Source organism: Streptomyces adustus, assembly GCF_009377175.1.
GTDB lineage: Bacteria > Actinomycetota > Actinomycetes > Streptomycetales > Streptomycetaceae > Streptomyces > Streptomyces adustus.
Map to the genome: position 1 here is coordinate 1 of NZ_VJZD01000242.1, position 13,789 is coordinate 13,789.

At 69.8% G+C, this 13,789-nt stretch carries 12 protein-coding genes, 1 rRNA gene and 2 pseudogenes; 10 read left to right on the top strand and 5 right to left on the bottom strand.

Features of this window, described 5'->3' with window-relative positions; all coding sequences use genetic code 11:
* Positions 1–1,003 (bottom strand): annotated as a pseudogene (locus FNH09_RS37375) (topoisomerase II); the annotation flags it as partial.
* A gap of 91 nt (positions 1,004–1,094) precedes the next feature.
* On the opposite strand from FNH09_RS37375, the gene FNH09_RS46855 reads away from it, so the two are divergent.
* Positions 1,095–1,604, top strand: coding sequence for a hypothetical protein (locus FNH09_RS46855; protein ID WP_156110850.1), 510 nt, complete (start codon positions 1,095–1,097; stop codon positions 1,602–1,604).
* A gap of 23 nt (positions 1,605–1,627) precedes the next feature.
* Here FNH09_RS46855 and FNH09_RS50340 read toward each other — a convergent pair.
* Positions 1,628–1,708 (bottom strand): annotated as a pseudogene (locus FNH09_RS50340) (SCO5717 family growth-regulating ATPase); the annotation flags it as partial.
* A gap of 511 nt (positions 1,709–2,219) precedes the next feature.
* Positions 2,220–2,540, bottom strand: a complete 321-nt coding sequence (locus FNH09_RS37395) for a DUF397 domain-containing protein (protein WP_152894328.1) — start codon at positions 2,538–2,540, stop codon at positions 2,220–2,222.
* A 264-nt stretch (positions 2,541–2,804) separates the two neighbouring features.
* On the opposite strand from FNH09_RS37395, the gene rpsO reads away from it, so the two are divergent.
* The 5 genes from rpsO to FNH09_RS37420 all read left to right on the top strand — a co-directional run bounded on the left by rpsO (position 2,805) and on the right by FNH09_RS37420 (position 8,279).
* Positions 2,805–3,092: a 30S ribosomal protein S15 gene (rpsO, locus tag FNH09_RS37400; protein ID WP_143640166.1), complete on the top strand. Its 288-nt coding sequence runs from the start codon at positions 2,805–2,807 to the stop codon at positions 3,090–3,092.
* A 341-nt stretch (positions 3,093–3,433) separates the two neighbouring features.
* Positions 3,434–5,650 (top strand): polyribonucleotide nucleotidyltransferase, encoded by a 2,217-nt coding sequence (locus FNH09_RS37405; RefSeq protein WP_162469692.1) that lies wholly within the window; start codon positions 3,434–3,436, stop codon positions 5,648–5,650.
* Positions 5,647–7,026 carry an insulinase family protein gene (locus FNH09_RS37410; protein ID WP_162469693.1) on the top strand — a complete coding sequence of 460 codons (1,380 nt, stop codon included), beginning with the start codon at positions 5,647–5,649 and terminating at the stop codon, positions 7,024–7,026. The genes FNH09_RS37405 and FNH09_RS37410 overlap by 4 nt, the downstream gene beginning before the upstream one ends.
* Before the next feature lie 45 nt (positions 7,027–7,071).
* Entirely contained in the window at positions 7,072–7,824 is a 753-nt protein-coding gene (dapB, locus tag FNH09_RS37415; RefSeq protein ID WP_152894329.1) for a 4-hydroxy-tetrahydrodipicolinate reductase, read from the top strand.
* Positions 7,825–7,844: 20 nt separating this feature from the next.
* The gene (locus tag FNH09_RS37420; RefSeq protein ID WP_152894330.1) at positions 7,845–8,279 is read left to right on the top strand and encodes a tetratricopeptide repeat protein; all 435 of its coding nucleotides are present in this window, start codon (positions 7,845–7,847) and stop codon (positions 8,277–8,279) included.
* Between the two features lie 86 nt (positions 8,280–8,365).
* Here FNH09_RS37420 and FNH09_RS37425 read toward each other — a convergent pair whose 3' ends face one another.
* Both FNH09_RS37425 and FNH09_RS37430 read right to left on the bottom strand, forming a co-directional pair.
* Positions 8,366–8,923: a PH domain-containing protein gene (locus FNH09_RS37425; protein WP_162469694.1), complete on the bottom strand. Its 558-nt coding sequence runs from the start codon at positions 8,921–8,923 to the stop codon at positions 8,366–8,368.
* A 115-nt stretch (positions 8,924–9,038) separates the two neighbouring features.
* Entirely contained in the window at positions 9,039–9,278 is a 240-nt protein-coding gene (locus tag FNH09_RS37430; protein ID WP_152894331.1) for a hypothetical protein, read from the bottom strand.
* Between the two features lie 219 nt (positions 9,279–9,497).
* On the opposite strand from FNH09_RS37430, the gene thyX reads away from it, so the two are divergent.
* The 4 genes from thyX to FNH09_RS37455 form a co-directional block, all read left to right on the top strand.
* Positions 9,498–10,238 carry an FAD-dependent thymidylate synthase gene (thyX, locus tag FNH09_RS37435; RefSeq protein WP_162469695.1) on the top strand — a complete coding sequence of 247 codons (741 nt, stop codon included), beginning with the start codon at positions 9,498–9,500 and terminating at the stop codon, positions 10,236–10,238.
* Positions 10,239–10,449: 211 nt separating this feature from the next.
* A complete protein-coding gene (dapA, locus tag FNH09_RS37440; RefSeq protein WP_152894332.1) occupies positions 10,450–11,349 on the top strand; it encodes a 4-hydroxy-tetrahydrodipicolinate synthase in 900 nt (299 codons plus the stop codon).
* A 143-nt stretch (positions 11,350–11,492) separates the two neighbouring features.
* Entirely contained in the window at positions 11,493–13,178 is a 1,686-nt protein-coding gene (locus FNH09_RS37445; protein ID WP_152894333.1) for a ribonuclease J, read from the top strand.
* A gap of 503 nt (positions 13,179–13,681) precedes the next feature.
* Positions 13,682–13,789, top strand: a 16S ribosomal RNA gene (locus FNH09_RS37455); the annotation flags it as partial.

Below are 13,789 nucleotides of genomic sequence, written 5' to 3' on the forward strand. Positions count from 1 at the left end.
GGGCCTCGCCCTGCTGCGGGAAGCCGTAGCCACTCTGCGGGGCAGGCGTGCTCCAGGCGGCGGGCGCGGGCTCGGGCGCCTGCGGCTGGAAGGACGGCTGGGCCGTCGGAGCAGCCGGCCGAGGCGGCTCGGGCTGCGCCGGGGGCTGCGCGGGCCACTGGGCAGCGGCGGCCGGGGCCGCGGGCTGGTACGTCGGCGGCAGCGGGGGCAGCCCGCCCTGCGGCGCGGGCGGGGGCGCCCAGGCGGGCGGAGCGTCCTGCGGCGCGTCGGCCGGTCCCGGAACGGCGTCCTGCGGCTCGTCGGCCACGGCGTCGGAGGGAACGGCGCCCGAGGGCTCGACGTCCACGGGTTCGACGTCCGAGGGCATGGCGTCCGAGGGTGCGGCGTCAACGGGTTCGACGTCCGAGGGCGCGGCGTCCACGGGTCCGGCGTCGGTGTTCACGACATCCGCGTCCACGACATCCGCGTCCACGACATCGGCGTCCGTGGGTTCGGCGGTGTCCGCTTCGGTGTCGGTGTCGCTCTCCGCAGCGACGGCGGCGCCGTCCGGGGACACCGCGTCACCGTTCTCCTCGGCGACCTCGGCCGCCGCCTCCTCGGGCTCGGCGTCGTCCGAAGGCGTCCGGGTCTCGCCCTCGACGTCCTCCTCGACGGACACGTCCTCGGCGTCCGCCGACTCCTGGGCGTCGGCGACCTCACCGGCCACCTCATCGGTCTCCGGCTCGGCCTCGGCCTGGACCTCGGCCTCGGAGACCGGCTCCGGGTCCGGGTCCGTGGACGGCAAGGACCCGTCCGCGGCGGGGTTCTCGGCATCCGCGTCCTGCGCCGCCTGCTCCTGCTCTTGTCCCTGCGCCTGCTCCTGCTCCTCGGCCGCAGCCTCGGCGGCCCGCTCCGCGATCTCCCGCTTCAGCGCGACAGCGGAGAACCGCATGGTGGCGCCGCTCTCCAGGTCACCGTTGCCGGAGGTGTCGCCGCCCTCGGCGACCGGGGCGGCAGGCGCCACGGGCGCGGCGGGTACGGCAGGCGCGGTCGGAACCGCCGGCGGTTCAGGGGTGGGCGACGGCGCGGCTGCCGGACCCGTACCCCACGGGCTGTTGAACCCGCCCACGGGAATGTTCGGCACGGCGGTCGGCGACGCGCCGGCGGCCGGGGGAGTCACGGCCGCCGGGGGTGAGGCGGGCGCCGGGGGCACCGGCGGAGCCGAGGGCTCGAAGCCGCTGCCGACCGGAAGGCGCGGCACGGCGACCGGACCGCCGGTGGGCGGCACGGGCGGCCGAGGCCCGCTGAACGGCGCCCCGGGAGCGGGAGCCGGCGGTGGCGCGAAGGGAGCCCCGGGCGCCTGCGTGGCATGGGCGGGCGGCGTGAGCCCCGGAAGCGGCGCCCCCGAGGGCCCCGACGGGAACGGCTTCCCCACGACTCCCGGTGCTCCCGGCGTCGTGGGCCCGGTCCGCGGGGCAGGACCGCCCTGCGCCCCCGGTGCGGTCGCCCCGGCACCGGCCGTCGTACCACCGGCGCTGCCGTCGGCGCCGCCACCCGAACCCGTGGCGGCCGTCGACCCCGAACTCCCGGACGCGTTCTGCGTGTACCAGGCGGGCGGTGCGTAGTCGAGGGTGAACTCGCCCGTCATCTCGATGTCGGACTCGACGTCGGGCTGGTCATCGCCGGGTGTGGCCCAGCCCCCGCGGTTCCCGTCCCGATCGCTGCTCACAGTTCCTCCTGGTGTGGTCGAGCACCCTCATGCCGTGCCGGGGCGACCATTTCTCGTCGTCCGAAGTCGTTCGAGGTCGTCCGATCAACCGGCTCTCCCCCTGGGACGCCGATGCCCGGTCCACGGGTTCTGGCATCGCGCCCTGTCCCAGCCTAATCACCGCAGGCCCCACCCCGGCAGGCCCGTCCGCCCCTGAGCGCCTGTCCACTGCGTCACAGCCTGCCCGGAAGTGCCGTACACAGCACGCATATTGGTGAACGAACCACGTGACATTCATGAACAAGTGGGACAGGGCATGGCGGGAGTTGACCGAATCGGGACCCTCAATCGACGTACCCCGTAAGCGCATTGACCAGCGCGGCAGAAGGACGCGGTAGAAGGACGCGGCAGAAGAAGAGGACGCGGGCCTCCGGCGCGGACGCCGGTACGGGGAAGGGGCGGCAACCGTGCGCGCCGCCCCTTCCCCGTATTCCTCTGTACTGTCGCGTCGGCCGTCACGCCGACGGCCCGCTCACGCCACGTCGGGACCGCCGTCGGAACCACCGTCCGGACCGCCGGTGTGCGGCGCCGGCTCCAGGTCGAACTCGCCGTCCCGCGCACCGAGCACGAAGGCCCGCCACTCCGCCTCCGTGTACCGCAGCACCGTGCCGGGGTCGAGGGACGACCGCATGGCCACCGCACCGGCCGGGAGGTAGGCGATCTCGACCCGCTCCTCGTGCTCCTCGGTGCCCGGTGCGCCGAGCCACTCGACGTCCGAGATGTCGAGCGCGTAGAGCTCGTCCCGCTCCCGCTCCTTGCGCGCCCTGACGTCCTCGCTCAGTTCCTCCGCCATGGCCAAGCGACCCCTTCCCGACGTGCGGATGATCCCGGCGTTCACCCTAGTGGCCGCCGGGCCGCCGACCGGGAGGTTCGGGGACCCCGGCCGAGCGGGCCCTGTACTGCTGGTACTCTGGACGACGGCCGTTTGTGTACGCGCCCGCGGAGCATCGCTCTGAAGGCCGCGCCCAGCGGATCCCCGCCTCCCGAGTTACGGAAGCTCCCCTGAGAAGTGGACCAGGGGCACTCGGTGGCTACTCAGAGACTACGAGGAGTAAGCGTGTCGCTCGACGCCGCTACGAAGAAGCAGATCATCAGCGAGTTCGGTACCAAGGAGGGCGACACCGGCTCCCCCGAGGTCCAGGTCGCCATGCTGTCCCGCCGGATCTCGGACCTGACCGAGCACCTCAAGGCCCACAAGCACGACCACCACTCCCGTCGTGGTCTGCTGATCCTGGTCGGTCAGCGTCGCCGCCTGCTTCAGTACCTGGCCAAGAAGGACATCCAGCGCTTCCGTGCGCTGGTCGACCGCCTCGGCATCCGCCGTGGTGCTGCGGGCGCCAAGTAAGACGCCATGAGGGGAGCGGTTCCCGAAATGCTCGGGACCGCTCCCCTTTGCCGTACGTGCGGAAACGTGCGGAGTGTCGCTGGCGCTTTGTAGTGTGGTAGCACAACGCAATACGTACGACACCGTGTGATAGGCCCTACCCGTACCGGGTATCGCCTGATCACACACACCGAACGAGGAGAAGCGCACCTCGCCGCCGCCGGTCCTCGGTAGTGGCGCCCGGGGGGAAGCGAGCCCCGGGTGCTTCGATCGAAGACCGGCCCGCACCGCACGGAGCGCTTCTCCGCCACCGTCCCCCCGCCACACGGGCGAGGAGGGACGAAGACGAGGAGAAAACGCTAGTGGAGAACGAGACCCACTACGCCGAGGCCGTCATCGACAATGGCGCCTTCGGCACCCGCACCATCCGCTTCGAGACGGGCCGCCTGGCCAAGCAGGCCGCCGGCTCCGCAGTGGCGTACCTGGACGACGACACCATGGTGCTGTCGGCCACCACCGCCTCCAAGAACCCCAAGGACCAGCTCGACTTCTTCCCCCTGACGGTGGACGTCGAGGAGCGGATGTACGCCGCCGGCAAGATCCCCGGCAGCTTCTTCCGCCGTGAGGGCCGTCCCTCCGAGGACGCCATCCTCACCTGCCGCCTCATCGACCGCCCGCTGCGCCCGTCCTTCAAGAAGGGCCTGCGCAACGAGATCCAGGTCGTCGCCACGATCATGGCGCTCAACCCCGATCACCTGTACGACGTCGTGGCGATCAACGCTGCGTCCGCGTCCACGCAGCTGGCCGGCCTGCCCTTCTCCGGCCCGATCGGCGGCGTCCGCGTCGCGCTGATCAACGGCCAGTGGGTCGCGTTCCCGACGCACACCGAGCTCGAGGACGCCGTCTTCGACATGGTCGTCGCCGGTCGCGTCCTGGAGGACGGCGACGTCGCGATCATGATGGTCGAGGCCGAGGCCACCGATAAGACCATCCAGCTGGTCGCGGGCGGCGCCGAGGCGCCGACCGAGGAGGTCGTCGCCTCCGGTCTGGACGCCGCGAAGCCCTTCATCAAGGTGCTGTGCAAGGCCCAGGCCGACCTCGCCGCGAAGGCCGCCAAGCCGACCGGTGAGTTCCCGGTCTTCCTCGACTACCAGGACGACGTCCTGGAGGCGCTGTCCGCCGCTGTCCGCCCGGAGCTGGCCTCCGCGCTGACCATCGCAGGCAAGCAGGAGCGCGAGGCCGAGCTGGACCGCGTCAAGACGCTCGCCGCCGAGAAGCTCCTGCCGGAGTTCGAGGGTCGCGAGAAGGAGATCTCCGCCGCGTACCGCTCGCTGACCAAGTCCCTGGTCCGTGAGCGCGTCATCAAGGAGAAGAAGCGCATCGACGGCCGCGGCGTCACGGACATCCGTACGCTCGCCGCCGAGGTCGAGGCCATCCCGCGCGTGCACGGCTCGGCGCTGTTCGAGCGTGGCGAGACCCAGATCCTGGGCGTCACCACCCTCAACATGCTCCGCATGGAGCAGCAGCTGGACACCCTTTCCCCGGTGACCCGCAAGCGCTACATGCACAACTACAACTTCCCGCCGTACTCCGTCGGCGAGACCGGCCGCGTCGGCTCCCCGAAGCGCCGCGAGATCGGCCATGGCGCTCTCGCCGAGCGCGCCATCGTGCCGGTGCTTCCGACGCGCGAGGAGTTCCCGTACGCGATCCGTCAGGTGTCCGAGGCCCTCGGCTCCAACGGCTCGACGTCCATGGGCTCGGTCTGCGCCTCCACCATGTCGCTGCTCAACGCCGGTGTGCCGCTGAAGGCCCCGGTCGCCGGTATCGCCATGGGTCTGATCTCCCAGGAGATCAACGGCGAGACGCACTACGTCGCCCTCACCGACATCCTCGGTGCGGAGGACGCCTTCGGCGACATGGACTTCAAGGTCGCCGGCACCAAGGAGTTCGTGACCGCCCTCCAGCTCGACACCAAGCTGGACGGCATCCCGGCCTCCGTCCTGGCCGCGGCCCTCAAGCAGGCCCGCGACGCCCGCCTCCACATCCTCGACGTGATGATGGAAGCGATCGACACGCCGGACGAGATGTCCCCGAACGCCCCGCGGATCATCACCGTCAAGATCCCCGTGGACAAGATCGGCGAGGTCATCGGCCCCAAGGGCAAGATGATCAACCAGATCCAGGAGGACACCGGCGCCGAGATCACGATCGAGGACGACGGCACCATCTACATCGGTGCCGCCGACGGCCCGGCCGCCGAGGCCGCCCGCGCCACGATCAACGGCATCGCCAACCCGACCATGCCGGAGGTCGGCGAGCGCTACCTGGGTACGGTCGTCAAGACCACCACCTTCGGCGCGTTCGTCTCGCTGCTCCCGGGCAAGGACGGTCTGCTGCACATCTCGCAGATCCGCAAGCTCGCCGGCGGCAAGCGCGTGGAGAACGTCGAGGACGTCGTCGGCGTGGGCCAGAAGGTCCAGGTCGAGATCGCCGAGATCGACTCCCGCGGCAAGCTCTCCCTCATCCCCGTGATCGAGGGCGAAGGCGACGACGAGACGAAGGACGACACCGACCAGTGACGTCGAGCAGCTCCACGGCGACGGCCCGCACCTCTTCGGAGGCGCGGGCCGTTGCCCGTACGCAAACCCTCATCAAGGGCACCGGCGGCATCGGCACGGTCCGCAAGACCACCCTCCCGGGCGGCCTGCGCATCGTCACCGAGACCCTGCCCTCGGTCCGCTCGGCGACCTTCGGCATCTGGGCGCACGTCGGCTCCCGCGACGAGACCCCGACCCTGAACGGCGCCACGCACTACCTGGAGCACCTGCTCTTCAAGGGCACCTCGCGCCGCAGCGCGCTGGACATCTCCTCTGCCATCGACGCGGTCGGCGGCGAGATGAACGCGTTCACGGCCAAGGAGTACACGTGCTACTACGCGCGCGTGCTCGACACCGATCTGCCCCTGGCGATCGACGTCGTCTGCGACATGCTGACCGGCTCCCTCATCCTCGAGGACGACGTCAACATCGAGCGCGGCGCGATCCTCGAAGAGATCGCGATGACCGAGGACGACCCGGGCGACTGCGTGCACGACCTGTTCGCGCACACGATGTTCGGCGACAACCCCCTCGGCCGCCCGGTCCTCGGCACGGTCGACACGGTCAACGCCCTGACCGCCGACCGCATCCGCCGCTTCTACAAGAAGCACTACGACCCGACCCACCTGGTGGTCGCGGCCGCGGGCAACATCGACCACAACAAGGTCGTACGACAGGTGCGCGCCGCGTTCGAGAAGGCGGGCGCCTTCCGCAACGAGGACGCCGCCCCCATCGCCCCCCGCGACGGCCGGCGCACCATCCGCACCGCGGGCCGCGTCGAACTGCTCGGCCGCAAGACCGAGCAGGCGCACGTCGTCCTCGGCATGCCGGGCCTGGCCCGCACCGACGACCGCCGCTGGGCCCTCGGCGTGCTGAACACCGCGCTGGGCGGCGGCATGTCCTCCCGGCTCTTCCAGGAGGTCCGCGAGAAGCGCGGCCTGGCCTACAGCGTGTACTCGTACACCTCGGGCTTCGCCGACTGCGGCCTGTTCGGCGTGTACGCGGGCTGCCGCCCGAGCCAGGTGCACGACGTGCTGAAGATCTGCCGCGACGAACTCGACCACGTCGCCGAGCACGGCCTGTCCGACGAGGAGATCGGCCGCGCGGTCGGCCAGCTCCAGGGCTCCACGGTCCTCGGCCTGGAGGACACGGGCGCGCTGATGAACCGTATCGGCAAGAGCGAACTGTGCTGGGGCGAGCAGATGTCCGTCGACGACATGCTGGCCCGGATAGCGGCCGTGACCCCGGACGACGTCCGTTCGGTCGCCCGCGAGATCCTGGGACGGCGCCCGTCGCTGTCGGTCATCGGCCCGCTCAAGGACAAGCAGGCCGCACGGCTGAACGACGCCGTCGCCTGATCCCCTCGGTCCGCCCCATCCCCTTCGGTTAAGGAAGCAAGACAGATGAGCAAGCTGCGCGTGGCGGTCCTCGGTGCCAAGGGCCGCATCGGCTCCGAGGCGGTACGGGCGATCGAGGCCGCCGAGGACCTGGAGCTGGTCGCCGCCCTCGGCCGGGGCGACCGGCTGGAGACGCTGACGGAGACCGGCGCCCAGGCCGTGGTCGAGCTGACCACCCCCGACTCGGTGATGGACAACCTCGACTTCTGCGTCCACCACGGCATCCACGCCGTGGTCGGCACGACCGGCTGGAACGACGACCGCCTCGCCCTGCTGAACGGCTGGCTGGCCGAGTCGCCCGCGACCGGCGTGCTCATCGCGCCGAACTTCTCCATCGGCGCCGTCCTGACCATGAAGTTCGCGCAGATCGCCGCGCCGTACTTCGAGTCGGTCGAGGTGATCGAGCTGCACCACCCGAACAAGGTGGACGCGCCGTCCGGCACCGCCGCCCGCACCGCGCAGCTCATCGCGGAGGCGCGGGCCAAGGCCGGCTCCGCCCCGGCCCCGGACGCCACCGCCACGGCGCTGGACGGCGCCCGCGGCGCCGACGTCGACGGGGTGCCGGTGCACTCGGTCCGACTGCGTGGTCTGCTGGCCCACCAGGAGGTCCTGCTCGGCGGCGAGGGCGAGACCCTCACGGTCCGCCACGACTCCCTGCACCACAGCAGCTTCATGCCGGGCATCCTGCTGGGCGTGCGCCGCGTCGTGACCACTCCGGGCCTCACCTTCGGCCTGGAACACTTCCTGGACCTCGGCTGAGCACGGACGCCGACGACATCATGCGCGCGAAGCTCACCTACGCCGTCACGGCCGCCGTCCTGGTCTTCTACTTCGTCCTGGTCGGCAGCCGCGGCGTCATGCTCATCCAGTCGGGCACGCTCCTGACCGTCACCTTCGGCGTGGCGGTCCTGATCCTGCCCGTCATCGGTCTGTGGTTCCTGTGGAAGAACACCCAGTTCGTCCGAAGGGCCAACCGGCTCGCCGCCGAACTCGACGCCGAGGGCGGTCTGCCCGTCGACGAACTCAGGCGCACCCCGGACGGCCGCATCGACCGGGACTCGGCCGACGAGGTCTTCGCCCGGCGCAAGGCCGAGACGGAGGCCGCCCCCGACGACTGGCGCAGCTGGTTCCGGCTCGCCGTCGCCTACCACGACGCCCGCGACACCCCACGGGCCCGCAAGGCGATGCAACGCGCGATCGCACTGCGCGGCTAGCCGCAGCCGGGCGCCCGGAACGAAAAATCGCGGTGGTCCGCGCAGGACCACCGCGACGGGTCGCGACCGCGGCCGCGACAGCGGGCTCAGCCGCGGCGGCCGTACTCGTCGGCCCACACCTCGATGGTGTCCGCGGCCCGGTCGAACGCCTCGGTACGCGCCAGGAAGTCCGCGTTGTGCGTGGTGAGCAGCGGCGCCACGTCCTGCGCCGCACGATCCTTGCGGAGGAGGACCAGGGCCTGTCCCTGCACGGTCCGGGGCAGTCCGAGCCAGCGCACCGGCTGCTGCACCGTGCGCACGGCGATGACCCGCTTCCAGGGAACCGTGCGCGTGGCGAGGAAGCTCACGTGCCGCAGCCCGGCGGCGCTCACCCACACGCCGACGCGCAGCATCCGCAGTGACGAGGCGATGATCAGCAGCGCCAGGCCGAACACGGCGGAGGCGGCGGACGGTGAGTCGGTCAGGGCGATGATGACCGCCGCGAACAGCACGTACGAGGCGAGCAGCAGGCACAGCGCCGCCGCCCCCACGCGCCACGGGCCGGGCCGGTAGGGCCGCCGCCAGCGGTCGCGGTCGTCGTACGGCAGCGTGCTGTCGTCGGGCGCCTCGAAGGTGCGGTCGGCCGTCAGGAAGGGCAGGGGCACGGCTGGTCCTCACTCATTCCATGCATGGGCTGTGCCCGGTGAGGCTATCCGCCTGCCTGTCCGCTCACCACCCTCGGGGGGCCAAGGGCGTGCCGCCACGCCCTGGGGCGGAGGGTCAGCGCCCCTCGGACGCCTGGGACCGCTGGGTGCCCGTCGTGGAATGGTCGAGGGTCAGCGCGGGCATGCCGATCAGCAGGGCGCCCACGAGCCCGGCGACGACCGTGAGGCCCAGCAGCCAGCGCCCGGCTATCTGGCCGGCGGACGCCCGCTCACCGGGCGGGGGAGCGACATTGCTGCGGAACCTGTCGGCTTCGGCGAGGAAGTCGAACGGGACGGGTTCACGCCGTCGGGACATAGCTGCTGCTTCTCCTCTGGGGACGATCTCGGGACGATACGGATCGAAAACACGACTGTTTTCCATACAGACGAGCGAGTGTCCCCTAAGGTGCCCGGTTTCACCGAATTGACAGAAGTTCACCGAAGATGTCGCGGCCCGGCACCGAACGCCCGATGTCAGTGCCGGGCCGTAGAGTGGGCGCCGCCCGAGTGAAGTGATGGAAGGATCCGCCGAGCCGTGACCGACACCCCCGCCGACGACCTCAAGCCCAGCTTCCGCAGCGATGTCACCGTCGAGCTGGTCAAGCACAGCGCGGCCGACTCGGACGTCCTGTGGGCCGCCCGTGTCTCCACCGCCGGCGAGCAGTCCCTGGAAGAGCTCACCAAGGACCCGGAGCGCTCCAAGGGCCTGATCAACTACCTGATGCGGGACCGGCACGGCAGCCCCTTCGAGCACAACTCGATGACCTTCTTCATCAGCGCCCCGATCTTCGTCTTCCGCGAGTTCATGCGCCATCGGGTGGGCTGGTCGTACAACGAGGAGTCCGGGCGCTACCGCGAGCTCCAGCCCGTCTTCTACGTCCCCGGCGAGGACCGCAAGCTCGTCCAGCAGGGCCGTCCGGGCAAGTACGAGTTCGTGGCGGGCACCGAGGCGCAGCAGGAGCTCGTCGAGCGCTCGATGCAGCAGTCCTACATCCAGGCGTACGAGCAGTACCAGGAGATGCTCGCCGCCGGTGTCGCCCGCGAGGTGGCCCGTGCCGTCCTTCCCGTCGGCCTGTTCTCCTCGATGTACGCCACCTGCAACGCCCGCTCGCTGATGCACTTCCTCGGTCTGCGCACCCAGCACGAGCTGGCCAAGGTGCCGTCCTTCCCGCAACGGGAGATCGAGATGGTCGGCGAGAAGATGGAGGCGGCGTGGGCCGAGCTCATGCCGCTCACCTACGCGGCCTTCAACGCCAACGGCCGCGTCGCGCCGTAGCGGCACCGCGTCCCCGCGCCGAGTACACATGTACGGGTCAGCCGTGTGAAGTGTCCGTATTGCGGCATTTAGAGAAGTTCATCTAGCCTGATCAAACGGACCCGGCACTGCTTGAACCCCCGAGCAGGCAGTGCCGGGTTCCGCATTTGTCCGGACTTTCCCCGCACCTCGTGGGCAGACCACGCGGTGAGCAGCGAGTAGCGTGTTACCCATGGCTCCGACCTCCACTCCGCAGACCCCCTTCGGGCGGGTCCTCACCGCCATGGTCACGCCCTTCACGGCGGACGGCGCACTCGACCTCGACGGCGCTCAGCGGCTCGCCACCCATCTGGTGGACGCAGGCAACGACGGCCTGATCGTCAACGGCACCACCGGTGAGTCGCCCACCACGAGCGACGCGGAGAAATCGGATCTCGTACGAGCCGTGCTCGATGCGGTCGGCGACCGGGCCCACGTCGTGGCCGGCGTCGGCACCAACGACACGCACCACAGCATCGAACTCGCCCGCGCCGCCGAGCGGGCCGGCGCGCACGGCCTCCTCGTCGTCACGCCGTACTACAACAAGCCCCCGCAGGAGGGCCTGTACCGGCACTTCACGGCCGTCGCCGACGCCACCGGGCTGCCGGTCATGCTCTACGACATCCCCGGCCGCAGCGGCGTCCCGATCAACACCGAGACGCTGGTCCGCCTCGCCGAGCACCCGCGGATCGTGGCCAACAAGGACGCCAAGGGCGACCTCGGCCGCGCCAGCTGGGCCATCGCCCAGTCGGGCCTGGCCTGGTACTCCGGCGACGACATGCTGAACCTGCCCCTGCTCTCCGTGGGAGCGGTCGGCTTCGTGTCGGTCGTCGGCCATGTGGTGACACCGGAACTGCGCGCCCTGGTCGAGGCCTACCTCGCGGGCGACGTCCACAAGGCCACGGAGATCCACCAGCGGCTGCTCCCGGTCTTCACGGGCATGTTCCGCACCCAGGGCGTCATGACCACCAAGGCTGCGCTCGCCCTCCAGGGCCTGCCCGGCGGACCCCTGCGCCTGCCCATGGTGGAGCTCACGGCGGACGAGATTGCCCAGCTCAAGATCGATCTTGCCGCGGGCGGGGTACAGCTCTGACAACAGACTTGGCACCACGAGACTTCACAACTGAATAAGCGGGCCACCGGCGCCTGCGCCCCACAATGACAACTGCTTCTGCACGAACGTCATGCGCGCCACGTGCCCTACCGGTACGTGGCGCGTGTGGTGAGGAGAGTCTTTTGAGTCATCCGCATCCTGAACTCGGTGCGCCCCCGCCGCTGCCTGAAGGCGGCCTGCGGGTCACCCCGCTCGGCGGTCTCGGTGAGATCGGCCGCAACATGACGGTCTTCGAGTACGGCGGCCGCCTGCTGATCGTCGACTGCGGAGTGCTCTTCCCCGAGGAGGAGCAGCCCGGAATCGACCTGATCCTGCCGGACTTCTCGTCGATCCGGGACCGCCTCGACGACATCGAGGGCATCGTCCTCACGCACGGCCACGAGGACCACATCGGTGGTGTCCCCTACCTCCTCAGGGAGAAGCCGGACATCCCGCTGATCGGCTCCAAGCTGACCCTCGCCCTCATCGAGGCGAAGCTCCAGGAGCACCGCATCCGCCCGTACACCCTGGAGGTGGCGGAGGGGCACCGTGAGCGCATCGGCCCCTTCGACTGCGAGTTCGTCGCGGTAAACCACTCCATCCCGGACGCCCTCGCGGTCGCCATCCGGACCCCCGCCGGCATGGTGGTCCACACGGGCGACTTCAAGATGGACCAGCTTCCGCTGGACAACCGGCTGACGGACCTGCACGCGTTCGCCCGGCTGAGCGAGGAGGGCATCGACCTTCTGCTCGCCGACTCGACGAACGCCGAGGTCCCGGGCTTCGTCCCGCCCGAGCGCGACATCTCCAACGTGCTGCGCCAGGTCTTTGCGAGCGCGCGCAAGCGGATCATCGTGGCGAGCTTCGCCAGTCATGTGCACCGCATCCAGCAGATCCTGGACGCGGCGCACGAGTACGGCCGCCGGGTCGCCTTCGTCGGCCGTTCCATGGTGCGCAACATGGGCATCGCCCGTGACCTGGGCTATCTGAAGGTCCCGCCGGGCCTGGTCGTGGACGTCAAGACGCTCGACGACCTCCCGGACCACGAGGTGGTCCTGGTCTGCACGGGCTCCCAGGGCGAGCCGATGGCTGCCCTGTCCCGCATGGCCAACCGCGACCACCAGATCCGGATCGTCGACGGCGACACGGTGATCCTGGCCTCGTCGCTGATCCCCGGCAACGAGAACGCGGTCTACCGCGTGATCAACGGTCTGACCCGCTGGGGCGCGAACGTCGTCCACAAGGGCAACGCCAAGGTGCACGTCTCGGGTCACGCGTCCGCGGGCGAGCTCCTGTACTTCTACAACATCTGCCGTCCGAAGAACCTGATGCCGGTGCACGGCGAGTGGCGCCACCTGCGGGCCAACGCCGAGCTGGGCGCCCTGACCGGTGTCCCGCACGACCGGATCGTGATCGCCGAGGACGGCGTCGCCGTCGACCTCGTCGAGGGCAAGGCGAAGATCTCCGGCAAGGTCCAGGCGGGATACGTCTACGTGGACGGCCTCTCGGTCGGTGACGTGGGCGAGCCGGCCCTGAAGGACCGCAAGATCCTCGGCGACGAGGGCATCATCTCCGTCTTCGTGGTCGTCGACTCGTCGACGGGCAAGATCACCGGCGGTCCGCACATCCAGGCCCGCGGTTCGGGCATCGAGGACGCGGCGTTCGGCGGGGTGATGCCGAAGATCACCGAGGTGCTGGAACGCTCGGCCCAGGACGGTGTGGTGGAGCCTCACCAGCTTCAGCAGCTCATCCGCAGGACCCTGGGCAAGTGGGTCTCGGACACCTATCGCCGCAGGCCGATGATCCTCCCGGTCGTGGTGGAGGTCTGACACCCGGACGACCCTTCGTCCAAGTGGACCTGGAGCGGGGCGCCTCGATTTGCATCGGGGCGCCCCGCTCCAGTACGTTTACGTCTCCGCCTGAACGGGAACCCGGACGCCTTGTGCGCCGGAACCAGTCCCCGAGCGGGGCGGGAATTCCGACTCAGAATCTCTGATAAAGTCGGAGTCGCCGGAAAGGGAAACGCGAGAGCGGGAACCTGGAAAGCACCGAGGAAATCGGATCGCGAAACGGTCTGATAGAGTCGGAAACGCAAGACCGAAGGGAAAAAGCCCGGAGGAAAGCCCGAGAGGGTGAGTACAAAGGAAGCGTCCGTTCCTTGAGAACTCAACAGCGTGCCAAAAATCAACGCCAGATATGTTGATACCCCGTCTCCGGCCGATCGGCTGGGACGAGGTTCCTTTGAAAAATCACAGCGAGGACGCTGTGTGCGAGAGGATCATTCCTCCTCTTGCACCGCTCTCGTGTGTGTCAACCGGATTACCGGTAAACATTCACGGAGAGTTTGATCCTGGCTCAGGACGAACGCTGGCGGCGTGCTTAACACATGCAAGTCGAACGATGAAGCCCTTCGGGGTGGATTAGTGGCGAACGGGTGAGT

Bases quoted from the DNA above. Each gene is read 5' to 3' on its own strand.
- FNH09_RS37395 (WP_152894328.1), bottom strand. From the start codon at position 2,540: ATGGCGGAGGAACTGAGCGAGGACGTCAGGGCGCGCAAGGAGCGGGAG.
- dapB (WP_152894329.1), top strand. From the start codon at position 7,072: ATGAGCAAGCTGCGCGTGGCGGTCCTCGGTGCCAAGGGCCGCATCGGC.
- FNH09_RS37420 (WP_152894330.1), top strand. From the start codon at position 7,845: ATGCGCGCGAAGCTCACCTACGCCGTCACGGCCGCCGTCCTGGTCTTC.
- FNH09_RS37430 (WP_152894331.1), bottom strand. From the start codon at position 9,278: ATGTCCCGACGGCGTGAACCCGTCCCGTTCGACTTCCTCGCCGAAGCC.
- dapA (WP_152894332.1), top strand. From the start codon at position 10,450: ATGGCTCCGACCTCCACTCCGCAGACCCCCTTCGGGCGGGTCCTCACC.